The sequence below is a fragment of the Actinomycetospora cinnamomea genome (genome assembly GCF_003096675.1).
Lineage (GTDB): Bacteria > Actinomycetota > Actinomycetes > Mycobacteriales > Pseudonocardiaceae > Actinomycetospora > Actinomycetospora cinnamomea.
Window position 1 is genome coordinate 154,785 of the sequence record NZ_QEKW01000002.1, and the last position, 23,377, is coordinate 178,161.

At 74.7% G+C, this 23,377-nt stretch carries 20 protein-coding genes; 11 read left to right on the forward strand and 9 right to left on the reverse strand.

The window, feature by feature from the left end:
* Positions 1–95: 95 nt before the first annotated feature.
* Positions 96–458, forward strand: a complete 363-nt coding sequence (locus C8D89_RS05490; protein WP_116707087.1) for a histone-like nucleoid-structuring protein Lsr2 — start codon at positions 96–98, stop codon at positions 456–458.
* Here C8D89_RS05490 and C8D89_RS05495 read toward each other — a convergent pair.
* On the reverse strand, positions 455–1,147 hold the full coding sequence (locus tag C8D89_RS05495) for a Crp/Fnr family transcriptional regulator (RefSeq protein ID WP_165825565.1): 693 nt from the start codon (positions 1,145–1,147) through the stop codon (positions 455–457). The two genes, C8D89_RS05490 and C8D89_RS05495, sit on opposite strands and share 4 nt — an antisense overlap.
* Before the next feature lie 932 nt (positions 1,148–2,079).
* On the opposite strand from C8D89_RS05495, the gene C8D89_RS05505 reads away from it, so the two are divergent.
* Positions 2,080–2,610 carry a M23 family metallopeptidase gene (locus C8D89_RS05505; protein ID WP_165825566.1) on the forward strand — a complete coding sequence of 177 codons (531 nt, stop codon included), beginning with the start codon at positions 2,080–2,082 and terminating at the stop codon, positions 2,608–2,610.
* Positions 2,611–2,920: 310 nt separating this feature from the next.
* Complete coding sequence (locus C8D89_RS05510) at positions 2,921–5,458, forward strand: ATP-dependent Clp protease ATP-binding subunit (protein WP_116707091.1); 2,538 nt, start codon at positions 2,921–2,923, stop codon at positions 5,456–5,458.
* 164 nt (positions 5,459–5,622) lie between these two features.
* Here C8D89_RS05510 and C8D89_RS05515 read toward each other — a convergent pair whose 3' ends face one another.
* Complete coding sequence (locus C8D89_RS05515) at positions 5,623–6,591, reverse strand: hypothetical protein (protein ID WP_165825567.1); 969 nt, start codon at positions 6,589–6,591, stop codon at positions 5,623–5,625.
* Positions 6,592–6,807: 216 nt separating this feature from the next.
* On the opposite strand from C8D89_RS05515, the gene C8D89_RS05520 reads away from it, so the two are divergent.
* The 5 genes from C8D89_RS05520 to C8D89_RS05540 all read left to right on the forward strand — a co-directional run bounded on the left by C8D89_RS05520 (position 6,808) and on the right by C8D89_RS05540 (position 14,184).
* The gene (locus C8D89_RS05520; protein ID WP_116707092.1) at positions 6,808–7,905 is read left to right on the forward strand and encodes a GNAT family N-acetyltransferase; all 1,098 of its coding nucleotides are present in this window, start codon (positions 6,808–6,810) and stop codon (positions 7,903–7,905) included.
* A gap of 145 nt (positions 7,906–8,050) precedes the next feature.
* Positions 8,051–10,018, forward strand: a complete 1,968-nt coding sequence (locus C8D89_RS05525; protein WP_116707093.1) for an ArnT family glycosyltransferase — start codon at positions 8,051–8,053, stop codon at positions 10,016–10,018.
* The gene (locus C8D89_RS05530) at positions 10,011–11,390 is read left to right on the forward strand and encodes a hypothetical protein (protein WP_116707094.1); all 1,380 of its coding nucleotides are present in this window, start codon (positions 10,011–10,013) and stop codon (positions 11,388–11,390) included. The genes C8D89_RS05525 and C8D89_RS05530 overlap by 8 nt, the downstream gene beginning before the upstream one ends.
* A 104-nt stretch (positions 11,391–11,494) precedes the next feature.
* Complete coding sequence (locus C8D89_RS05535; protein WP_116707095.1) at positions 11,495–13,051, forward strand: oligosaccharide flippase family protein; 1,557 nt, start codon at positions 11,495–11,497, stop codon at positions 13,049–13,051.
* Positions 13,048–14,184 (forward strand): GNAT family N-acetyltransferase, encoded by a 1,137-nt coding sequence (locus C8D89_RS05540; protein WP_116707096.1) that lies wholly within the window; start codon positions 13,048–13,050, stop codon positions 14,182–14,184. Before C8D89_RS05535 ends, C8D89_RS05540 begins: the two co-directional genes overlap by 4 nt.
* Here the strand turns inward: C8D89_RS05540 and C8D89_RS05545 are convergent.
* Both C8D89_RS05545 and C8D89_RS05550 read right to left on the reverse strand, forming a co-directional pair.
* Positions 14,169–15,176: a helix-turn-helix transcriptional regulator gene (locus tag C8D89_RS05545; RefSeq protein WP_116707097.1), complete on the reverse strand. Its 1,008-nt coding sequence runs from the start codon at positions 15,174–15,176 to the stop codon at positions 14,169–14,171. The two genes, C8D89_RS05540 and C8D89_RS05545, sit on opposite strands and share 16 nt — an antisense overlap.
* Before the next feature lie 33 nt (positions 15,177–15,209).
* Positions 15,210–16,271 (reverse strand): YihY/virulence factor BrkB family protein, encoded by a 1,062-nt coding sequence (locus C8D89_RS05550; protein WP_116707098.1) that lies wholly within the window; start codon positions 16,269–16,271, stop codon positions 15,210–15,212.
* A gap of 102 nt (positions 16,272–16,373) precedes the next feature.
* On the opposite strand from C8D89_RS05550, the gene C8D89_RS05555 reads away from it, so the two are divergent.
* The gene (locus tag C8D89_RS05555) at positions 16,374–17,489 is read left to right on the forward strand and encodes a winged helix DNA-binding domain-containing protein (protein ID WP_116707099.1); all 1,116 of its coding nucleotides are present in this window, start codon (positions 16,374–16,376) and stop codon (positions 17,487–17,489) included.
* A gap of 60 nt (positions 17,490–17,549) precedes the next feature.
* Here the strand turns inward: C8D89_RS05555 and C8D89_RS05560 are convergent, their stop codons facing one another.
* The 3 genes from C8D89_RS05560 to C8D89_RS05570 form a co-directional block, all read right to left on the reverse strand.
* The gene (locus C8D89_RS05560; protein ID WP_423716747.1) at positions 17,550–18,299 is read right to left on the reverse strand and encodes an SIR2 family NAD-dependent protein deacylase; all 750 of its coding nucleotides are present in this window, start codon (positions 18,297–18,299) and stop codon (positions 17,550–17,552) included.
* Between the two features lie 86 nt (positions 18,300–18,385).
* A complete protein-coding gene (locus C8D89_RS05565) occupies positions 18,386–18,706 on the reverse strand; it encodes an antibiotic biosynthesis monooxygenase family protein (protein WP_116707101.1) in 321 nt (106 codons plus the stop codon).
* A 4-nt stretch (positions 18,707–18,710) separates the two neighbouring features.
* On the reverse strand, positions 18,711–19,634 hold the full coding sequence (locus C8D89_RS05570) for an HhH-GPD family protein (protein WP_116707102.1): 924 nt from the start codon (positions 19,632–19,634) through the stop codon (positions 18,711–18,713).
* 111 nt (positions 19,635–19,745) lie between these two features.
* Between C8D89_RS05570 and C8D89_RS05575 the strand changes: the two genes are divergently transcribed.
* Positions 19,746–20,663: a DUF4232 domain-containing protein gene (locus C8D89_RS05575; protein WP_133251823.1), complete on the forward strand. Its 918-nt coding sequence runs from the start codon at positions 19,746–19,748 to the stop codon at positions 20,661–20,663.
* 3 nt (positions 20,664–20,666) lie between these two features.
* Here the strand turns inward: C8D89_RS05575 and radA are convergent, their stop codons facing one another.
* A complete protein-coding gene (radA, locus tag C8D89_RS05580) occupies positions 20,667–22,064 on the reverse strand; it encodes a DNA repair protein RadA (RefSeq protein WP_116707104.1) in 1,398 nt (465 codons plus the stop codon).
* Between the two features lie 49 nt (positions 22,065–22,113).
* Entirely contained in the window at positions 22,114–22,656 is a 543-nt protein-coding gene (locus C8D89_RS05585; protein WP_116707105.1) for a copper chaperone PCu(A)C domain-containing protein, read from the reverse strand.
* Positions 22,657–22,874: 218 nt separating this feature from the next.
* Between C8D89_RS05585 and C8D89_RS05590 the strand changes: the two genes are divergently transcribed.
* On the forward strand, positions 22,875–23,357 hold the full coding sequence (locus C8D89_RS05590; protein ID WP_116707106.1) for a CarD family transcriptional regulator: 483 nt from the start codon (positions 22,875–22,877) through the stop codon (positions 23,355–23,357).
* Positions 23,358–23,377 lie beyond the last annotated feature (20 nt).

Here is a 23,377-nt window from a genome sequence, read left to right on the forward strand (position 1 = left end):
ACCGCGTCGGGCGGCGCGCATCACTCGACAAAGAGCACCGGGTGGAAATAGTCTCCGGCCACTTTCCCCCCTTTCGAATGCTCGGAGGTCGCGCGATGGCGCAGAAAGTCGTGGTGTCGCTCGTCGACGACCTGGACTCGTCCGAGGCCGACGAGACGGTCGAGTTCGGGCTCGACGGCGCCACGTACGAGATCGACCTCTCGGAGGCCAACGCGTCACGGCTGCGCGAGGCGCTCGCCGACTACGTCGCCCACGCCCGCCGCAGCGGCGGGCGGCGGCGGCCCTCGACGCCCGCGTCGTCGTCGACGTCCTCGCGGCGCAGCGGCGGCGGGCGCGCGGCGGTCGACCGCGAGCAGAACCAGGCCATCCGCGAGTGGGCGCGCAAGCAGGGCATGACGGTCTCCGAGCGTGGCCGCATCCCCAGCGAGGTCTCCGAGGCCTACCACAAGGCGCACTAGGGTCCGGTCGCGTGGGCGGCCAGCGCGGCGCGCTCGAGCGCCGCGCCGCGCCCGCCCGCGTGGACGGTGAGCAGGCCGCGGTCGGCGAGGCCGCGCAGGGCGGTGTTGAGGCTCTGGCGGGCGATGCCGAGGCGCTGCGCGAGCAGGCTCTGCGGCCCGCCGAAGTCGACGACGTCGCGGCCGTCGGCGAGCTCGAGCAGGAGGGCGGCGACGCGCCGGTCGACGGGGCGGCGCAGGCCGCTGCGGGCGCGGTTCTGGAGGCTGACGATCCGGACGAGGTCGCGCGCGAGCGCCAGGAGGGTCTCGGGGCTGGTGCGCAGCGCCCGGAGGGCCGCCGCGGCCGGGACGACGACGACGGTCGAGTCCCGCACGGCCACCGCGTCCTCGGTGCGCGGGCCGGGCTGCAGGACCTCGAAGTAGCCGAACGCGTGCCCTTCCGCGGCGACCCCGAGGTCGATGACGTCGCCCGCCGCCGAGCTGATGCGCGCGACGACGGCGCCCTGGCGCAGGACGAACATGGCGTCGCCCGGGCCGCCCTCGAGGAAGACGGGTTCGCCGGCGGTGTAGTGCCGGACCGCGGACGCCCCGGCGAGCGCCCGGAGCGACCCGGCGCCGAGGTCGCGCAGCTGGGGGCAGGCCCGGAGGACCTGCTCGGCTCGTGCGTCCGGAGCCGACACCGTCGTCGTCATGCCGCCACCCCCTGCTGGTCCTTCGACTCGCTGCGTCTTCACCCGTCCGGCGGAGCAGTGCTGTCGTCGCGATGACAGCGCGTCGATCATCGCGCCCTAGCGTCCGCCGTCGACGGTCCGGTCGGAACTCCGACATCTGCGGGCCGTGCTCGAGCACGGGGAGGCGCAGTGCGCGTGGGAGAAGGTGGGCGGGCCGCGGTCGTCGGCGCCCTGCTCGCGGTGGTGGCGGTCCTGACGGCCTGCGGTGGTCCCGGCGCCGGGTCCGCGCCGCCGAGCCCGAGCCCGAGCCCGTCCGCCGGCAGCGGGTCCGTCGAGGGGCCGTTCGGCGGCCCGTCCGCCTCGGACGCCGTCTCCGGCGGAGTGTCGGTGTTCACCCGGTCGCGGCGTCCGTGCTCGCACCGCCGGTCCCCTCCCCGCGACCGACGGGCGGGTGCACCTGGCCTACGAGCTGCAGGTGACCAACATCCTGTCCTCGCCGGCGACGGTCGATGCCGTCGAGGTCCTTGGTGACGGCCGGTCGCTGCTGCGGCTGGAGGGCGACGCCCTCGCCTCCTGGATCAAGCCGTTCGGGGGCGACCCGGGCGACCGTGCGCTCCAGGCGGGACAGGGCGGCCTGATCTGGGTGGACGTGTCCCTCGCGCCGACCGACCCCGTCCCCGCGCGCCTCGAGCACCGCCTCGACGTGCAGTTCGCCCAGCCGAGCCCGCCCCTCGTCCCGGCCACGCTCAGCGAGCCGGTGGCCGCGACGGCGGTGGACCGCACACCGCCGGCACGCATCTCGCCACCCCTCGCCGGGCACGGCTGGGTCGACGGCGACAGCTGCTGCCGGCTGGGGGGCGCACCGCGGCGCGGTCAGTCCCATCGACGGCCGGCTGTGGGCGCCGGAGCGGTTCGCGATCGACTACGTCCGGGTCGACGCGTCCGACCGGATGATGACGGGCCCGCCGACGGACCTGGCCAGCTACCCGTACGTCGGCGCGGACGTCCTGGCCGTCGCCGACGGGCCGGTGGTCGGCCTCGTCGACGACCTGCCGATGCAGCCGCCCGGGGCGAACCCGAGCGGGCTCTCGCTCGCCGAGTACGGCGGCAACCACGTCGTGAAGGACATCGGCGGCGGGCGCTACGCCTTCTACGCCCACCTGCAGCCCGGGAACCCGCGGAACCTCGCCGTGGGCCAGCAGCTGCGCCGCGGGCAGGTGCTCGGGAAACTGGGCAACTCCGGCAACACCAGCGCACCGCACCTGCACTTCCACGTCATGGACCGGACCGACCCGCTGGCCGCCAACGGCCTGCCCTTCGAGTTCGACACCTTCACCGTCGAGGGCCGGGTGACCTCCGACGAGTCGATCGTGCAGGGGTCGGAGGGGCCGGTGCCGTTCCAGATCGACCGGGCCGGGGCCGGTCCGCGGACGAACGAGTCGCCGCTGATCCTCGACGTGATGGGCTACCCACCGGCGCCCTGACCCCGGGCGGGTGGTTCGCCCGGCGCGAACACGCGGGCGGGATGAGGTCGGCGCCGCGCGTCGTTGCACCCGGCATGACCCCGGGCCGCCCGGTCCGGGATGTCGGCGGGCGTGTCCGCCGTCACGGTGGTGGAACCGTCGCCGTCCCGTGACGTCACGCGCGACGACTAGGATGGCCTTACGGTGCACTGGCAGTTCGGGCACCGTGGGGGTCCCGATCCGTCATCGGGCACCAGCCAAGGGGCCACCGGGCGCGTTCCCTCGGGGACACTCGGTGGAGGACCGCCGGCGCAGCAGTCAGGAGTGACGAATGTTCGAGAGGTTCACCGACCGCGCGAGGCGGGTGGTCGTCCTGGCCCAGGAAGAGGCCAGGATGCTCAACCACAACTACATCGGTACCGAGCACATCCTGCTCGGACTGATCCACGAGGGCGAGGGCGTCGCCGCCAAGGCGCTGGAGTCCCTGGGCATCGCCCTCGAGGGCGTGCGCCAGCAGGTCGAGGAGATCATCGGCCAGGGCCAGCAGGCGCCGAGCGGCCACATCCCGTTCACCCCGCGCGCCAAGAAGGTTCTGGAGCTGTCGCTGCGCGAGGCGCTGCAGCTCGGGCACAACTACATCGGCACCGAGCACATCCTGCTCGGGCTCATCCGCGAGGGCGAGGGCGTCGCCGCCCAGGTGCTCGTCAAGCTGGGCGCGGACCTCAACCGTGTGCGCCAGCAGGTGCTGCAGCTGCTCTCGGGCTACCAGGGCAAGGAGCCCGCGGAGTCCGGCAGCCAGCGCGGCGAGGGCACCCCGTCGTCCTCCCTGGTGCTCGACCAGTTCGGTCGCAACCTCACCCAGTCGGCCCGCGAGGGCAAGCTGGACCCGGTCATCGGCCGGGAGAAGGAGATCGAGCGGGTCATGCAGGTCCTGTCCCGCAGGACCAAGAACAACCCGGTCCTCATCGGCGAGCCCGGCGTCGGCAAGACCGCCGTCGTCGAGGGCCTCGGGCAGGCCATCGTCAAGGGCGAGGTCCCCGAGACGCTGAAGGACAAGCAGCTCTACACCCTCGACCTCGGGTCGCTCGTGGCGGGCTCGCGCTACCGCGGTGACTTCGAGGAGCGCCTCAAGAAGGTGCTCAAGGAGATCCGCACCCGCGGCGACATCATCCTGTTCATCGACGAGCTCCACACGCTCGTCGGCGCGGGTGCCGCCGAGGGCGCGATCGACGCCGCGTCGATCCTCAAGCCGATGCTGGCCCGCGGCGAGCTGCAGACCATCGGCGCGACCACGCTCGACGAGTACCGCAAGCACGTCGAGAAGGACGCCGCGCTCGAGCGCCGCTTCCAGCCGATCCAGGTCGGCGAGCCCTCGGTGGCCCACTCCATCGAGATCCTCAAGGGGCTGCGCGACCGCTACGAGGCGCACCACCGCGTCTCGATCACCGACCCAGCGCTGGTCGCGGCGGCCACCCTGGCCGACCGCTACATCAACGACCGGTTCCTGCCGGACAAGGCCATCGACCTCATCGACGAGGCCGGCGCCCGCATGCGCATCCGCCGCATGACCGCGCCGCCGGACCTGCGCGAGTTCGACGAGAAGATCGCCGACGTCCGCCGGGAGAAGGAGTCCGCGATCGACGCGCAGGACTTCGAGAAGGCGGCGCGCCTGCGCGATGAGGAGAAGAACCTCATCGGGCAGAAGTCCGAGCGCGAGAAGCAGTGGAAGTCCGGCGACCTCGACGTCGTCGCGGAGGTCGACGACGAGCAGATCGCCGAGGTGCTGGCCAACTGGACCGGCATCCCGGTGTTCAAGCTCACCGAGGAGGAGACCACCCGGCTGCTGCGCATGGAGGACGAGCTCCACAAGCGCATCATCGGGCAGGAGGACGCGGTCAAGGCCGTGTCGCAGTCCATGCGGCGCACCCGCGCCGGCCTCAAGGACCCGAAGCGTCCGTCGGGCTCGTTCATCTTCGCCGGCCCCTCGGGTGTCGGGAAGACCGAGCTCACCAAGGCGCTCGCGGAGTTCCTCTTCGGCGACGACGACGCGCTCGTCCAGATCGACATGGGCGAGTTCCACGACCGCTACACCGCCTCGCGACTCTTCGGCGCGCCCCCCGGGTACGTCGGCTACGAGGAGGGCGGCCAGCTCACCGAGAAGGTGCGCCGCAAGCCGTTCTCGGTGGTCCTCTTCGACGAGATCGAGAAGGCCCACTCCGAGGTCTACAACACGCTGCTGCAGGTGCTCGAGGACGGTCGCCTGACCGACGGCCAGGGCCGCATCGTCGACTTCAAGAACACGGTCATCGTGTTCACGTCGAACCTCGGTACGCAGGACATCTCGAAGGCGGTCGGCCTCGGGTTCCAGTCCGGGCAGGACTCGGGCTCGAACTACGAGCGCATGAAGAACAAGGTGACGGACGAGCTCAAGAAGCACTTCCGCCCCGAGTTCCTCAACCGCATCGACGACATCATCGTGTTCCACCAGCTGACCGAGGCCGAGATCGTTCAGATGGTCGACCTGATGATCAGCCGCACCGAGAAGCAGCTGCAGAACAAGGACATGTCGATCGAGCTGACCGACAACGCCAAGAAGCTGCTCGCCCAGCGCGGCTTCGACCCGGTGCTCGGCGCCCGGCCGCTGCGCCGCACCATCCAGCGCGAGATCGAGGACCAGCTCTCCGAGAAGATCCTGTTCGGGGAGATCGAGTCCGGCCAGATCGTGCTGGTGGACGTCGAGGGCTGGACGCCCGAGACCGACGACAACGGGGTCACCAAGCCGGCCCCGGAGTCGGCGACCTTCACCTTCCGCGGTGAGGCCAAGCCGACCCCGGTGCCCGACACCCCCGAGGTCGCCACGGCGGAGTAGTCCCCGTCCGCACGACCCCGCACGCCCCGGAGCCCCGGCCCCTCGCCCGCGAGGGACCGGGGCTTCGGCGTGTCGGCTGCGGCGTGTCGTGTCAGCGGTGGGCCATCGCAGACACTGAGCGTCCGTAACGCCACACGCTCGCGTCGATCTCGAGGTGCGCGCGTCTACGCGGTGCGCGCCTCGTAGCGCACGCGCGGGGGCGGCAGGAGCCGGGCCACGTCCAGGGCGTCGAGGATGTCGGTGTGCAGGCCCCCGGGGTCGTCGCGTCGTTGGGCAGGGCGTATGCCGAGCACGTGCAGACCGGCGGCCCGGAGACGCCGGTGATACTCGAGGGTCTGCTGCACCTGCTCGGGTGTCGCGAAGTGGTGCTCCACGGAGTCGACCTGCAAGACGAGGCCGACCTCGCGGACCAGCCCGTCCGCGACGGCGAGGAAGAGACCGTCCTCGTCGTAGATGGTGGTGTTCCATTCGATCTCGGGCAGGTCGTCCCAAGACAGCCAGAACTCGCGGGTCTCGTACTCCGCGGCGGACCACACGCCCGCCTCGACGGCGATGAGCACCCGTCGCGGCGCCGCGGTCCCCTTGCGGGAGCCGCAGTCGAGTTCGGTGCGCAGCGCTTCCGCGAGGACCTGGCGCTTCTGGACGGCCTCCGCGAACACCGCCGCGATCTCGGTCAGGTCCTTCGTCCGGCGGGCGCCGTCGGTCAGGCACCGCACGAGTGGTGCGACGGCCAGGCCGTCGCGGACGATCGCGCGCGGGAGGCGCCGGGTGCGCTCGACGGTGATGGTGGGCGTGCTCAGCACGCTCCGGTCCCAGCTGATGAGGACGTGCACGGACTCCGGGACCGCGCCGCGCCGCAGGCCGTAGTGCCGGGCGCCACCCCAACCGGTGAGCACGGCGCCGTCGCCCGCGTAGACGAGAGCCGCGATCTCGAGCTGGCGCCGTGTCGGCTCGCCGTTGGACAACAGGAAGGTGGCGGGCGCGAGCAGGGTCCACGGGCCGTCCTCCTGGGTGCGCCGGTAGGCGGTCCGCTCGGGAACGCCGAGGGCCACGAGGTCGTCGATGGAGATGACGCCTTCGTGACTCGCAGCCCACAGCCGCTCGCGTTCCTTCGCCCACTGCCCTCGTCGCATGCATTTGAGAGTCGCGCGTGCCGCTCAGCCGCGAGGTGCTCTTCGAGGCATCTGTGGACAACGTGCCCGACGCTGACTCTCGGTGCGCACGTTGTGGACGAGTTGCCGCGTCCACGCGCGAGCGTGTGGCATTACGGACACTGGGCGTCAGCGATGGCCCACCGCTGACAACATCGCTGGCCCGTCTGAGGCTGATTGTGGCTACGATGCGTGAGCATGGCGGAGGTGCGGGCGCTGGACGAGGGCCTGGTGGCCGCGTGGGATCGGCTCGCGTTGGCCACCGGAGCGCCGGTGTTCGCGCGGCCGGGGTGGTTGCGCGCCTGGGCCGGGGCGTTCGGGAAGGCGTCGGCGCTGCGGGCGCTGACGGTGCACCGCGACGGCGAGCTGGCGGGCGTCCTGCCCGTCGTCACCGCTCCGCTGGGCGTGCACACGCCCGTGAACTCCGAGACCGCGCTCATCGCGCCCGTCCTCGCCGACGCCGACGCCGCCGGGGAGCTCGCCGAGCATCTGCTCGCGCGCCGCTCCGTGGTCGATCTCGACGCCGTACTCGCCGACGACCCGCTCACCGCCGCGCTCCGGGACGCCGCCGGGCGCGGGCGCGTCCCGGTGCTCGAGACCCACCGGTGCTCGTCGCCCTACGTCGCGACCGTCGGCGATCCGGCCGACTTCCTCCAGCGTCTTTCGAGGAACCGCCGCCACGGGCTCAAGCGACTGCGCAATCGCCTGCGCGACGCCGGCGAGGTCACGTTCGAGGTGTGCGACGGCGGCGACGGCGTCCTCGAGGAACGGCTGCGGGAGGGCCTGGCGCTCGAGGCGCGGGAGTGGAAGCTCGCCGCCGGCTCGGCGATCCTCTCGAGCCCGGCGCGCGTCGCGTTCTACACCGCGGGCGCGCGGTGGGCCGCCGAGGTCGGCGTGCTGCGGCTGGCGTTCCTGCGCGTCGACGGTACGGCGATCGCCTTCGGCTACTGCCTGCAGCAGGGCCGCACCCTGCACTTCCTCAAGCTCGGCATGGACGACGCCCACGCCAAGCTCGGGCCCGGGGTGCTGCTCACCCAGCACCTGGTCGAGCACGCGTTCGCGGAGCCCGAGGTCGCCGAGCTCGACCTGCTGGGCGAGAACGAGTCGTACAAGGCCGACTTCGCCACCGGCATCCGCGAGCAGGTCCGCCTGCGCGCCTATCCCACCCCCGGCGTCGGCACCGTGCAGCGCGCGGCGACGGCGCGGGTCGCCGACCTGCGCGCGGCGGCCGTCGCCCGGCTGTCCGGTCCCACGCGCGAGCGGCTCGTCGCCCTCCGCAACCGCCTGGTGCGCTGACCCGGGGGTCTGCCCCACCCCGGCGGCGGGCGCACCCCCTCGGATCACTGCCCGGCGAACGAGAGGGTCGTCCTCGTCAGCACGCGGCGAGCAGGGGCGGGAACACATGAGGACTGTCCGTGACCAAGGTGCGGCCGCTAGGGTGATGAGCCGCGAGATCGACCTGCGCCTGATCACGGTGGGCCACAGGTCCCGCGACGGTGGGGGAGGAGGCGGCGTGCCCGAGTACCGCCCCGGCCGGCCGACGGGCGACGTCCCCGGCCCCGCACGTCGTGGTCCGGGCATCCCTCCGCCGGCCGGCCCCTCCGCGCACCCCGGCACCCGCCCCGCCGGCGCACCCGGCTCGCAGGGTCCGGTCGCGCCGCCGGGGTCCCGGGTCCCACCCGTCCCGCCGGCCCGTCCCGGCGCCCCGCCCCCGCCGCTCGGGCCGCGGCGCGGAGGGAAGCCCGAGAAGGCCGGGAAGGCCGGGAAGGCCAGGGGCGCCGGCAAGCTCCGCAAGCTCCTCCCCGACGCCGTCACCCGCACGGTCGCCCGCGGCCCGGCGCCGCTGGAGAGCGGCACGATGCTCGTGCCGCTGGCCGCCCGCGAGCGTCTCGGCTGGCTGACCTACGGGCGCTCCTGGCCGCTGACGGCCGCGATCGGGCTGGTCGCCCTGCTCCTGCGGCTGATCGGGCTGCACCGGGCCAACGACCTGTTCGTCGACGAGCTGCTCTACGCCGAGATCGGGAACTCGGTCGCCCAGGGCAACCTGCCGACCTTCGACGGCAGCCCCTTCTTCCTCCATCCGATCGGCTCGTTCCTGCTCGACGCCGGCTTCATCACGCTCTTCGGCCTCGGCGACCTACCGACCATGGATCTCGTCTACGGCCTGCGCTGGCTCACCGCGATCCTCGGCGCGATCACCGTGATGCTCGCGTTCCGGCTGCTGCGCAAGGTCGTCCCGCTGCCGATCGCTCTCGGCGGCGCGGCCGTGCTCGCCTTCGATCCGTTCGTGCTGCGCAGCGACAGCCGGGTCATGCTCGAGACCCCCGCGACGATGTGGACGCTCGGCGCCTGGCTGCTGCTCTTCGGGGTGCTCACCAACCCCGGCAGCGAGCAGAGCCGGCACCTGCGCGAGGTCGGCGTCGGGGTCGTCTTCGGTCTGGCCCTGGTCACCAAGGACATGACGGTCTTCCAGATCCTGGTCCCGCTGGTGCTCGCGATCTTCTGGCGACGCACGTTGTCGGCCGCGCAGGTCGGGCGCATCTCCCTCGGCGCGGTCCTGCCCTACGCCGTGTTCGTCGTCGTGGTCGCGCTGAACGGGCGGCTGGGCGACTTCACGTTCCAGAAGCTCAGCGGCGTGCGCCGCATGCTCGGCATCGACCAGATCTCCGGCTTCCACGCGACGAACGTCAGCCTCCTGGACCGCCTGATCGCCGAGCTCTCACGTTTCGGGACGAGCTACGTCCTGCTGGGCCTGTGCCTGTTCGCCGGCCTCGGCACGGTGTTCGCGAAGGCCACCGGACGTCGCCTCATGGGCCTGGTCGGCGTCTCGACGGGGCTGTTCGGGGTCTACGCGGCGTCGGCCGGCGCGCTGGAGGAGCAGTTCGGCTACTACACGGTCGTCGTCTCGGTGATCGTCTCGGCCACCGCCATCGCCGAGCTGGGCGACCGTCGCCCGGCGCTGCGTCGGCCGCTGGGCATCGCGGCGAGCGTCTTCATCGCGGCAACGCTGGTGCTCGGTGTCTCCGCCCGCCTGACCGTCGACGACGGGTTCCCGCAGGCGCGGGCGTGGATGGAGACCGCGCTGCCGGCCGACGCCCGCGTCGCGATGACCGGCCCGGTGGCCCAGCTCGCCTTCCTCCCACGTCCCGGGTGGGGCGACTGGCCCACCCTGACCGAGATGCGCGACAACGGCGCGCAGTACGTCCTGACCTCCCAGCGTCCGCTGCAGCAGGGCTACGGCGACGCGGCCCCCGAGATCCTCACGTGGCTCGAGCAGAACGCCACGCCGGTGTTCGTCACCCAGGGCCCGACCAACGGCGACACCGTGGTCTGGCAGCTCGACCCGGGCACCCTCGACGCCGCGGTCGCGTCGGGGCAGGACGTCCCGGCGGTGTCCGACAGTGGCTGATCGGCGGGGCGCGTGGTGGGCCGCTGGTGCCGTCGCGACCGTCGTCGCCCTCGTGGTGACGGCGATCGTGCTCGTGACGACCGGCCGCGCCGGGGACGTGGTCGGCACGACGACCGCCGCGGCCGGCCCCGCGTTCGGGGTGCTCGCCGCGGACTGCGCGCCCGATCGGGTCGCCGCGCTGCGCCGCGCCGGGGTCACGACCGTGATGACCGAGGCACAGTGGGCCGACGCGGCGCCCGCGCCCGGTGTCGTGGACCGCGGCTACCTGGCCGGCGTGCGCCAGCGCATCGCCACGTGCGCGGACGCAGGGATGCGCGTGGTGCTCGGGCTGGGGCTGCAGAACACGCCGCGGTGGGTGCTGGACCTGCCTGCCGCGGCGTTCGTCGACCAGTTCGGCGCCACGAGCTCACGCCGGGACGCCAACCTCGTCTTCAGCGCCGCGGCCCGCGATGCGGCCGCCGCGTACGTCCGCGCCGTCGCGTCCGAGGTCGGCCTGGACGACGTCGCGGCCGTGCGCATCGCCGGGGAACTGGGCTACCCGGGCCCGGAGCCGGGCGGTGACGATCCCTCGTTCTGGGCCTTCGACGTCGCCGCGCAGGGCGGCCCCGGTCTCGCCGACGGCGTCTCCCCGACCCCGCTGCCCGGCTGGCGGCCGGCCGTGCCGACGTGGGAGGGCTCGCCGGTCACGCCGGAGCAGGTCGTCGGCTGGTACGACTGGTACACCGCCTCGTTGATCGACAGCGTCGTCTGGCTCGCCGGGACGCTGCGCTCCGCGGGCTACACCGGCGACCTGCACGTCCCGCTGGCCGGCCGGGGTGTGCTGCCGCGGGACCGGGACGACGCCGTCGCCGCCCGCCTCGACGGCACCGGCGACCCCGACGGCGCGCTGGGTCGGGGTCTGGACTACACCCGCCAGTTCGCGGTCCTCGCCGAGCTCGACGCCCGGTCGCGGGCCTTCGAGCCGCCGTCGCGGGTCCTCGTCGGCTACACCGGGCTGGACGACGACACCGCCACCCGCGCGCGGGCCGCGGAACCCGGCCAGGAGACCTGCCGCCCGGGCGACACCCCGGAGTCGCTGGCCGCCGAGGGCCGCGACCGCGGGGCCGCGCAGCGCTGGACCATCGCGTTGGCCCGGGAGGCGGGGCTCGGCGTGGTCGCCGAGAACCCCGGCCCGCCCGACGCGCCGAACACCGGCGGATCGGTGTTCTCCGACAGCGAGGCCGACCAGATGGTCCACGCCGCCCGGTACGCCCGCGACTGCGGCGTCGAGGCCTTCTACCTGGCCTTCGCCGACGACCTCTTCCACCCCGACTCGGGCATCGACGTCGACGCCTACGCGCGTGTCATCGCCGGCACGGAGCCCGGGCGGTGACGGGAGTAGGGACAACCCCCCTGCTCGCGGGGGCGCGCTCCCTCACCACCGCGTCGCGGGGACGCGACGCTGGTCTCGCCATCGACGAGAGAGGGCGAGCCACGATGCGAGCACTGCGAGGACACCAGTCCGCCGCCGCCGGGACCGCCGTCCTGATGATCGGCATCGTCCTGACCGCCCCGCTCAACTACGGCTTCGGGCTCGCCCTGGCGTGGCTGCTGCCGGCGTCGGAGTTCGGGGTCGTGAGCGTGGTGCTCACCGTGCTCCTGCTGGCCACCTCGGTGCTCGCCGCCGGCTTCCCGTGGGCGCTGGCGCGCGCGGTGGCGCGGGCCGAGGCGGACGGCGAGCCGGGCGCCGACGCGCAGTTCCGGGCCGCGCTGGCCGGCAACGTGGGGCTCGGGGCGGCCCTCGGCGGCGGGTTCGCGGCGGTCCAGCTCACGACCGGCGCGATCCTGCCCGGTGTCGGCCCCGGGCTGACGCTGCTGATCGCCGGCACCGTCGTGCTGCTCGCGCTCGGCCAGGTGCTCGTCGGCGGCCTCCAGGGCACCCGCCGCTTCACCGCCGTCGGCGTCACCCGTGTCGCGGAGGTCGTCGCCAAGGTCGTCGTCGCCGTGGGTGTCGTGGCGCTGGTCGGGGCCGGCGCGCTCGGTGTCGGGTGGGCGCTGCTGCTCAGCGCCGCCGTCGCCGCCGCCTGGGCCTGGTGGACGCTGCGCGACCGCCTGCCGCGGCTGCGCGGCGCGATCGCCGGCTGGCGATCGTTCGCCGACGCCGCCCCGATGGCCGCCGGCACCACCGCGTTCGGCCTGATCAGCACCCTCGACGTGCTGCTGCTCGGCGCGCTGGGCCACGGCCACGGCGTCACGTTCGCCGCCGTCGGCACCTACCAGGTCGCCGCGCTGCTGGCCAAGGCCCCGTACCTCGCGGGCAGCGCGCTCTCCGAGGGCGTGTTCCCCTTCGTCGCCCGCGCCCGCAGCGCGCAGGAGGCGCACGGCTGGGTCGTCACCGCCTTCCGCTGGGTCCCGCTGGCACTCGTGCCCGCCCTGCTCGTCCTCGTCGTCACCCCGGACGCGCTGCTCGGGCGGCTGTTCCCCGCCGAGTACGCCGCGGCGGGCACCCCGGCCCGCGTCATCGCCCTCGGCACGCTCGGGCTGATCGCCGGGGACATGCTCCTCAAGGCGCTCTTCGCCCGCGGCTTCGCCGGGCGGGCCGCCGCCCGCCTGCCGCTCGCGGCGCTGGCCGAGGTGGCGACGATGGCCGTCCTCGTCCCGCGGCTGGGGGCGACGGGCGCGGCCGCCGGCTTCGCGGTCGGTGCGTGGGTGGGTGCCGCCGTGCTCGCGTCGGTCTACGTCCGCCACCACCGTGTCGGCCGTGTCCCGGCCCGTGTCGTGCTCGCGTGGAGCGCCGCGGTCGCGCCGCTGGCCGGCCTGCTCGCGGTCGCGGCCGTGATCGGTGGCGGCCCGGACCTCGCGCTGATCGCCCTGGGCCTGGCCGTGTACGTGGTGCTCGCCGTGCGTCTGGGCGCGGTGCCCGCCGCCGACCTCGCGCGCGTCCGGGGCCTGCTCGCCCGCCGCGGTGCAGGACGTCCCGACCCCGCCACCGACCCCGCCACCGACCCGATCACCGTCCCGGCGTCCGCCGCGCAGGAGGGAGTCCCCGCATGAGCCCCGCCGAGACCACCGTCGCCGCCGCGGGTGTCCGGGTCGTGAGCCCCGCCCCGCGCGACGCCTGGCGGGCGGCGCTGGCCGCCGACCCGCACGCCGTGGCCACCCAGACCCCGGAGTGGCTGGACTGCCTGTGCGCCCGCACCGGACAGGTCGACGCGAGCCGGCTCTACGTGCGGCCCGACGGACGCCGGCTGGTGCTGCCGCTGGTCGCCCGGAGGGTGGCCGGGGTTCGGGTGGCCGAGGAGTCGTTCCCGTACGGGTGGGGCTACGGCGGGGTGCTCGTCCACCCGGGTGCCGACGGGGCCGCGGCGCGGGACACCGTCCTGACCGAGGACGACTGCCGCCTGGTGCTGGCCGACCTCGCGCGGCGTCCGGTGGTGCGCACCGGGGTGGTCCCGGTGTCGCTGGCGGGCGGCCCCTGGTCGGCGGCGGCGCCGGTCGGGGCGGTGCGGGTGCCGTACCGGGCGCAGGTGATCGACCTGTCGCCGGGCTACGAGCAGCTGTGGAGCACGGTGTTCAAGCGCCAGGTCCGCAACTCGGTGCGCAAGGCCGAGCGTTTCGACCTCGAGGTGCGCCGCGAGCGCGGCGACGGCCCGGACGGGGTCGGGGTGCGGGCGTTCGCGCAGCTCTACGGCCAGTCGGTGGCGCGGTGGGCCGAGCAGCGTGGCCAGCCCCGGTGGCTGGCCGACCGGGTGGCGACGAGCCAGGACCGGCCCGGGCAGGTCGCGGCGGTCGCCGCGGCGCTGGGGGAGCGGTGCGTGGTGTGGTCGGCGCACCACGAGGGGCGGCCGGTCGCGGTGAACGTCGTCCTGCAGCACGGCGCTCACGCGATCGGGTGGCTGGCCGCGATGGACGACGCGCTGGCCCGGCAGACCCTGGCCACCTACGTGCTGCACTGCCGTTCCCTGGAGGCCGCGGCCGCCGAGGGAGTGCGCTGGTTCCACATGGGCGAGTCCGAACCCGGGTCGGCACCCGAGCGGTACAAGGCCTACTTCGGTGCCCGGCCCGTCGAGTACGAGGCGCTGCGCCTGGAACGCCTGCCACTGACCCGGGCCGACCGGGCCCTGCGCCGCGCGGTCGCCCGGGCCTCCGAGCTCAACCGCCGTCGCAAGGGTCAGACGGACGCGTAGAGCCCCGCGAGCGCGTGGGCCACGTCGGCCATCTGCTCGCGCAGCGCCGGCGGGGCGAGGACCTCGACCTCGGCGCCGAGCGCGAGCAGCTCGCCGCGGGCGTGGGTGATCGACTCGATGGGGATCACCGCGCGCACCCAGCCGTCCTCGTCGACGGGCCACGAGCCCTCGGCCAGCGCGCGGGCGGTGTGCGGGCTCAGCCTGACCGGGGCGAGCTCGAGGGCCCGCGGCGAGAACCGCACGGTGGCCTCGGCCTGGTAGAGTGCGTCGGTGAGCTCCCGGGCGCGCTGGTGCCAGTACTTCCACAGGTCGAAGCCCTCGGGACGCTCGAAGCGCACGTCGAGGGTCTCGAGGTGGAGGATGCGCGCGATGCGGTAGGTCCGCGGTCCCGACGATCCCGCGCCGGGCTCGCCGTGGGGCGTGGCGACGAGGTACCAGGTGCCTGCCTTGAGCACGAGCCCGAGCGGCTCGAGCTCGCGCTCGACCTCCGGCTCGCGCCCGCCGGTGGCCCAGCGCCGGTAGCGCACGCGCAGCACCCGCTGGTTCCACACCGCGTCGGCGACGCCGGTCAGCGTGGGCACCTGGTCGGCCTCGCGGAACCACCCCGGCGCATCGAGGTGGAAGCGCTCGGCGATCCGGCCCGCGCGGTCCGACAGCTCGCCGGGCAGCGCCGCCTGGACCTTGAGCTGCGCGGCCGCGAGCACCCGGCCCAGCCCGAGCTCGGCCGCGGCGTCGGGCATCCCCGACAGCGCCAGCGCGTCGGCCTCCTCGGCGGTCATGCCCGTCAGGTGCGTGCGGTAGCCCTCGAGGAGCGAGTAGCCGCCGTCGGGCCCTCGGTCGGCGTAGACGGGTACGCCGGACACCGAGAGCGCGTCCATGTCCCGGTAGATCGTCCGGATCGAGACCTCGAGCTCGTCGGCCAGCTCGCGCGCGGTCATCCGGCCACGGTTCTGCAGCAGGAGCAGCACGGAGAGCAGGCGGCTGGCGCGCACGGATCAGTCGTACCCCATGCCTGACAGGTGCTGTCAGGCACGTCCCCCGTCCGGGCTTGCCGTTTCCACCGGCTGCTCGGGCTGGAGCTGGTCCGGGATGCCGTCGTCGTCCTCGTCGCGCAGCAGGGGATCGCCGATCCCGGCGCGCGCACCCTCGAGCTGCGCGGCGACGGCCACGCCGAGCAGCAGCGCGATGCCGGTGGCCGTCGCCCACAGCAGCAGGGCCATGATCCCGGCGAGGGGCCCGTAGATGTCGCTGAAGTCCCCCGAGAGCGAGACGTAGAGCGCCACCATCCCCGACGCCGCCAGCCACAGCAGCACCGTGAGCCCGGCGCCGAGGGCCAGCCAGCTCAGCCCCGGCTGGTGGCGGCGTGGGACGAACCGGAACAGGACGGTCACCGCCAGGACGAGCGCGACCAGCCCGACCGGCCAGCGCAGTACGTCGAACACCGTCTCGGCCGTGTCGCCCCAGTGATAGACCACCTCGATGGCGTCACCGAAGGGACCCCCGGCGATGATCAGCACCAGGCCCACGCCCAGCGCCGTGCCCGCGGTGAGCGTCAGCACCGCGGCTCGCGCGTACTTGCGCAGCAGGGGCCGGTCGCGCTCGGTGCCGTAGATGCGGTTCACCCCGCGCTCGAGCTGGGCGATCCCGCTCGTCAGGGCGAGGAACGCCGTCGCGAGGCCGAGGACCACGGCGATCTCGCCGATGTCCTCGCCGCGCGGGTCGTCGGCGTCCTCGCCGCCCGGCCCGGGGTCCTCGGCCGGGCCGCGGGCGACGAGGTCGGCCAGCAGTTGGTCGTTGGCTCCGGGGGAGACGGCGACCACGGTGCGGGCGAGCACCTCGGACACCGACTCGATGCCGACCACCGAGGCGAGCCCGCTGCCGGCGATCACCAGCGGCACGGTGGCCAGCGCGAGCTGCAGGGCGAAGGCCCGGGCGTTGCTGAAGCCGTCGCCGTAGCGGAAACGGCGGAAGGCGTCGCGCAGCAGCGTCTTGAGCCCGATGTGGCGCACCATGTGCCACGCGTCGTCGGCGGACAGGGCGTCGCCGTCCATGTCCGTGGTGACGGGCACCGCGCGCACCGAGCTCACGAGTGCATCCTCCCCTCCCGGGGTCGGGCTCCGCTGCGCCGCGTCTCCGCCTCCGGCGAACCTGACCGCGGGTGTCAGCCACGGTGCGGGAAGCTGGCTCGCATGGTGGAGACGCTGACCCGCGAGCAGGTCATGGCGCACCGGGTGGCCGCCCAGGGGCTGCACCGCGACCGTCCGGGCGCCCTCGCCGCGCTGGCCTCGCTCGGGCTGCAGGACACGGGCCCGACCGCCCGGCTCGCGCTGGCCGCGCGCACCGACGACGACCCCGACCCGGTCGCCCACGGCCTCGTGGACGGCTGGACCCACCGTGGCGCCCCGCACCACCACCCCCACGCCGAGCGCAACGACATCGCGGCCGCGGCGCGCCCGCTCGACGACGCCGACGCGGGCGCCCGGCTGAACTGGAGCGGACCGGAGCAGCGGCGTGTCGGCATCCCCGCCCTCGAGGCGATCGACCGGGCCGCCGACGCGCTCGCGGAGGTCGTCACCGAACCGATGACCAAGGGGGCCGCCAGCAGTGCGGTGACGCGGATGCTCCCCGACGCGCTGCTCCGCGACTGCCGCGGCTGCGGGACGGTCCACATCAACGAGCAGCTCATGCGGCTCTCGGCCCTGCCCGTCGGCGTGGGGCTGGACGCGACCGGGAGGACGCTGCTGCTCCTCCCGCCGCCGGCCGGATGGCAGCGGCCCGTCGAGGGCGACCCGGCACGGGCGGCGCGGCTGGTGTGCGACTACCTGCGGGTGCTCGGGCCGGCCGGGCCGAAGGAGGTCGCCGACTTCGTGGGCACGTCGACGACGGCGTTCGCCCCGGCGTGGGAGGCCGCGCTGACCGGGCTCGTGGAGGTCGAGGTCGAGGGGCGCCCCGCCTGGTTGCCGACCGAGGACCTCGACGCCGCGCTCTCCGCGCCCGAGCCCGACGTCGTGCGCTTCCTACCGCCCTGGGACCCGATGCTCCAGGCCCGCGACCGCGAGCTCCTCGCCCCGGACGCGGCGGTGCGCAAGGAGCTGTACCGGATCCTCGGCAACCCCGGGGCGCTGCTGGCCGACGGCGAGATCGTCGGCACGTGGCGGCCGAAGGCGTCGGGCAGGAAGCTGACGCTCGAGATCAGCGCCGTCGCGCCCCTCGAGCCCGACGTCCGCGCGCGCCTCGACGACGAGGCCGAGCGCGTCGCCGCCGCCCGCGGCCTGCGTCTGGTGGGCGTGACAGGCGGCGAATAGGCACCGGTCAGGCAGCGAACGCGCTGTTCGCTGCCTCTACGCGTCCGAAGTCCCCGTTGATCACGGGGTCAACGCGGCGTCGATCGTCTGCAGCGTCGCCCGGGCACCGGCGGCGAGGGAGACGCCGCGGTCATGGCGGATCGCCGGCTCGCGGACGTTGATGCGAACCAGCGCGCCCGAGGCGGCGGACGCCAGCTCGGCGTGCCGGCGCACGGTGGGCACCGCCGTCCCCGCCCCCAGCTCCACCACCACGAGCCGCGCCGCGTCCCGGGTCCGCAGCCAGGCGCGGTGCGCGGCCTCCTTCTCCTCGTGGTGCCCCGGCACCCAGGAGAGGTCGCCGAACATGAGGATGTTCGGCCGCGCGACGGCCCCGCATCGCGGGCACGCCGGCAGGGGCGGGCGGGCCCGCATCGTCTCCTCGTCGATCGCGACCTCGACGCCGTTCGCGGACCAGGTGCCGTCGTGGCAGGGACGGGTGCACTGCAGCATCCCGATCGCGCCGTGGCACTCGGTCACGACGTCGTCGGCGAACCCCGCCGCCTGGAACGCCCCGTCGACGTTGGACGTGAAGACGCGCGTCGGCCACCGGTCGGCCCACCGGCGCAGGACCGCGTACCCGGCGTGCGGGACGGTGCGCCGGTAGAGCGCGAGGCGGTGGCCGTAGAAGCCCCACGCGAGCTCCGGATCGGCGTCGAAGTGCTCCGGGTCGGCGATCTCCTCGAACCGCAGCCCCAGGCGCCGGTAGGGCGGGTAGGCGCGCCAGAAGCCCTCGGGGCCGCGGAAGTCGGGCAGCCCGGAGTCGACGCCCATGCCCGCCCCGGCGCACACCAGCAGCGCCTCGGCGCGGTCGAGCAGCCCGGCGGCCTCGGCCACCGCGGAGGGGTCGGGGCCCTCGGTCAGGACTCGCCGCCGCCCTTGCCGACCGACAGGGCGACCTCGAACTGCAGCAGGTCCGCACCCGTGGCGACGGGCTGCGCGCGCTGGCCGCTGTGCGCGGCCTCGGCGGCCCCGCCGTTGCGCCAGGCGTCGAAGGCCTCGTCGGACTCCCAGCGGGTGTAGACGAAGTAGCGGGTGTCGCCCTCGATCGGGCGCAGCAGCTCGTAGCCGAGGAAGCCCGGCGTCGACAGCATGCTGTCGCCGTGGGCGGCGAAGCGCTTCTCCAGCTCCGGCCCGCTGCCCTCGGGGACGTGGATGGCGTTGATCTTCACGACGGCCATGTCCTCAGCCTACGTCGCCCGCCTCGCCCGGCAGGGCGAAGCGGCCGTCGGCGAGCTGCTCGACCAGCCCGTCGACGAGCAGGGAGTCGAGGCACCGGGCGCGCTGGGCGTGGTCGGTGAGCCACGCGGCCTCGAGCGCGGCGGCGGGCACCGGTCCGGGCGCGCCCCGCAGCACCTCGAGCAGGCGCCCGCGCACCTGCCGGTCGGTGCCCGCCCACGTCTGGGCCTTCCGCGCCGGTCCGTCTCCGGCGGGGCGCCCGCGCTGCAGCCACGAGCAGCGGTCGGCGACGGGGCAGTCGGTGCACCGCGGCCCGCGGGCGATGCAGACCGTGGCGCCGAGCTCCATCAGCGCCGCCGACATCGTCGCCGCGTCCGCCCGGTCCGACGGCAGCAGGACCTCGACGTCGGCGAGGTCACGGGCCGCGGCGGCGCCGGCCTCGGCCCGGCCGTGCACGGCCCGGGCGACGACGCGGCGCACGTTGGTGTCGACCACCGGGACGCGCCGGCCGTGGGCGAACGCGGCGACCGCGCGGGCGGTGTACGTGCCGATGCCGGGCAGCGATTCGAGCGTCTCCACATCGGTGGGGACGACGTCGTCGTGGTCGGCAGCGATGGCCCGGGCCGCCGCGTGCAGGCGCAGCGCCCGCCGCGGGTAGCCGAGCCGACCCCACGCGCGCAGCACGTCCGCGGCCGGCGCGGCGGCCATCGCGGACGGCCGGGGCCAGCGCTCCAGCCACTCGCGCCACGGGCCCTCGACCCGCGCGACCGGCGTCTGCTGGAGCATGATCTCCGACACGAGGACGCCCCACGGGGTCGTCTCCGGGCGACGCCACGGCAGGTCGCGGGCGTGCGCGCGGAACCAGGGGACGAGGACGTCGGCCAACGTCGCGGCGGCGGCGGTGGTGGTGACGGTGGTGGTGATGGCCATCGACCGCCGATCCTGCCCCGGGCGTCGGCCGTCGCCACCGTCGGGTGAAACGGTCGGGGTGCGGCGTGGTGGTCGGTCGCGCAGAGCGAACGCGAACCTACTTTGCGTGATGTGTGGGAGCCGGTCGGACCGCTCGCGCCGTCGGTCTACTGGCGACGGCGGTGTGTGGCGCTCGGTCTCGCCCTGGCCGTGCTCGGCGGGTTGGTCTGGGGCCTGGCCGGGGGTTCGGGCGGGATCGGCGAGCCCGAGCCGGCCACCGTCGAGGCCCGTGCCCGGGCGGCGGCGATGACGGACGCGTCGCCGGCCGACGGCCCCGGCCCCGTGGAGGCGGCCCTGCCCCCGGCGAGCCCGGCACCGCTGCTCGCGCCCGGGGACGCTCCGGCCCCCGCTCCGACCCCCGCTCCGACCCCCGGGGCCGCGCTCTTCGCGCCCCCGGGCGGGGAGGGCTTCCAGGGCTTCCTGCCCCCGGGCGTGCCGACGGGCTCGTCGGGCCCGCTGCTGGCGACCCCGACCACGACGGCGCCCGAGACGATCCCGACCGAGGCGCCGCCCTCGACCCCGCTCTCGACCCCGCCGCCCTCGACACCGCTTCCCGCGACCTCGGAGATCTCCGAGTCCACCGGGGCGCCCGCGCCCGGACCCTGCGCCGACGACGACCTACGGGTCACCGCCCGCACCGACGCGCAGAGCTATCCGGCCGGCCGGAAGCCGGTGCTCAGCCTCGTGGTGACGAACACCGGCGACGCGCCCTGCGTCCGCGACCTCGACGCGGCCCGGCAGGCCGTCGCCGTCGTCCGCCGCCCCGGCGACGGCCTGTGGGGCAGCAACGACTGCTCACCCGGCGACACCGACGACGTCCGCACGCTGCGACCCGGCGAGGACGCGGTGTTCTCGGTGCGCTGGTCGGGGCGCACGTCCACGCCCGGCTGCGCGGGGGAGCGCACCACCGTGCCGCCGGGTACCTACCAGCTCCTGGCCCGCCTCGACGGGATCATGAGCGAACCGGTGTCGTTCACGTTGACCGGCTGACCCTCACCGCTGTGCGGGCGACAGGCCGACCCGCAGGAGCGCCCCCGCGAGGTCGTCGACCTCCACCGCGACGAGGCCCTTCGACGAGCGCGCGTCGCCGGGCGGGACGATCGCCCGGCTGATGCCCAGCCGGCCCGCCTCGGCGAGGCGGCGCTCGAGCCCCACGACGCGGCGGACCTCGCCCCCGAGCCCCACCTCGCCGAGGGCGACGAACCCGGACCGGACGGCCATGTCGTGGTAGGCCGAGGCGATCGCGACGGCGATGGCCAGGTCGGCCGCGGGCTCGCCCAGGCGCATCCCGCCGACCGTGGCGACGAAGACGTCGCGGTCGTACAGCCGCAGGCCGCAGCGCTCCTGCAGCACCGCGAGGATGACCGCGACCCGCCCGGCGTCGAGGTCGGACACGACCCGGCGCGGTGGGGCGTTCTCCGACCCGCGTCGCGCGACGAGCGCCTGGACCTCGGCCATCAACGGCCGCTTGCCCTCCATCGTCACCGTCACCGCCTGCCCCGCGACGGTGCGCTCCAGCCCTCCCGTGAACAGGCCCGACGGGTCGGTGACCTCGGCGATGCCGGCCTCGTGCATCTCGAAGCACCCCACCTCGTCGGCGGCGCCGAACCGGTTCTTCAGCCCGCGCACCAGCCGCAGGGCGGAGTGGCGCTCGCCCTCGAACGAGAGCACCACGTCGACGAGGTGCTCCAGCGTGCGCGGACCGGCGATCGCGCCGTCCTTGGTGACGTGGCCGATGAGGACCACGGGCAGGTCGCGCTGCTTGGCCAGCGCCACCAGCGCCGTGGTGACCGCGCGGACCTGCGAGACGCCGCCGGGGGTGCCGTCCACGGTGGCCGTGCCGACCGTCTGCACCGAGTCGACGACGAGCAGCTCGGGGTCGACCGCCTCGACGTGCGCGGCGACCTCCTCGAGGTCGGCGGTGGCGGAGAGGAACAGGTGCGGCGCGAGGCCGCCGGTGCGCTCGGCACGCAGCCGGACCTGGCCCGCCGACTCCTCGCCCGTGACGTAGAGCACCGTCGCGCCGTCGCGTGCCCGGCGCGCCGCGACCTCCAGCAGCAGCGTGGACTTGCCCACGCCCGGCTCACCCGCGAGGAGCACGACCACGCCGGGCACCAGGCCGCCACCGAGCACGCGGTCGAGCTCGCCCACGCCGGTCGGTCGCGCCGTGGCGGTCTCGAGGTCGACCTCGCTGATCAGCCGTACCGGGCTGGAGGGACGGGCGGCCGGCGCCGGCGGCACCCCGGCGCGTCCGCCGCGTCCGGCCACCGGGAGATCCGGGGCCTCCTCGACGGTGCCCCATCCACCGCAGTCCGGGCAGCGTCCGACCCACTTCGCGGCGGCGTGGCCGCAGGCGGTGCACTCGAAGCGGGCGGTGCGGGTGCGGGGCATGCCGGCACCGTAGGCCGGGCCCCCGACAGCGCCGGGCCCGAGGGCCGGGTCAGCCTTCCGAGGGCCCCGACCCGACGACGATGACGGGCAGCGTCACCGAGCCCGCGCGCTCGAAGGTGAACGTGACCGCGTACGTGGGGCCGGCACGCAGCTGCTGCGTGACGCCGGTGAGCACCACGCGCGCCGAGCCGGGCAGGCGCAGGTCGATGTTCGGCGGGGAGAGCGGAGCCGGGTCGGCGCCCACGATGCGCAGGGCATTCTCGCCCGGGACCACGGTGCCGCCCTCGATCCGGGAGCCGACCGCGTACGGCGACGAGACCGCGACCAGCCGGTCGGGCTCGGCGCCCTCGTTGATGATCGTGCCGCGCAGCGGCACCTCGACGCCCGAGGGCACCGTCTCGGCGGGTCCGGAGTCGATGGAGACGTCCTGCAGGACCATCGGCCCGACGCTCCCCTGCGTGCCCGCCGCCTGCGAGACGATGGTGTCGGTCTGGGTCACGGTGCCGGCGCTGCAGCCCGCGAGGGCGAGGGCCGCGGTCAGCAGGGTCGCGACGACGAGCGCCGGTCGGGGCCCGTGCGGGCGGCGGCTCATGATCCGGGGCGTCCTCTCGGTGGCGGGGCGGGCTCTCCTCGGGCAGCGACACCCTAGTACCAGCGCGGCTCCCCGGCCGTCCGGGCGCGGCCGCGACCTGGACGAGCACGGCCCCCGCCGACTTGTCAAGTCCCTGACCTGCGAAGACGGCGCAATCCCCTGCAATGCCCGTGCGTCGGACGTGTTAATCTGGGAGGAGCGAAAGGGGCTCGGGACACATGGTTTTCAAGGTCGGCGAGACCGTCGTCTACCCGCACCACGGTGCCGCACTCATCGAGGCCATCGAGACCAGGACGATCAAGGGCGAGGAGAAGAAGTACCTCGTTCTCAAGGTTGCTCAGGGCGACCTGACCGTCCGGGTCCCCGCGGACAACGCCGAGATCGTCGGCGTCCGCGACGTGGTGGGCCAGGAGGGTCTGGATCGGGTGTTCGAGGTGCTGCGCGCGCCGCACACCGAGGAGCCGACCAACTGGTCGCGCCGGTACAAGGCGAACCTCGAGAAGCTCGCGTCCGGCGACGTGAACAAGGTGGCCGAGGTCGTCCGCGACCTGTGGCGCCGCGAGAAGGACCGCGGTCTGTCCGCGGGCGAGAAGCGGATGCTGGCCAAGGCGCGCCAGATCCTGGTGAGCGAGCTGGCCCTCGCCGAGGGCACCGACGAGGTGGCCGCCGAGTCGCTGCTCGACCAGGTGCTGGCTTCCTGAGAGAGCGTCGCGACGTGGCG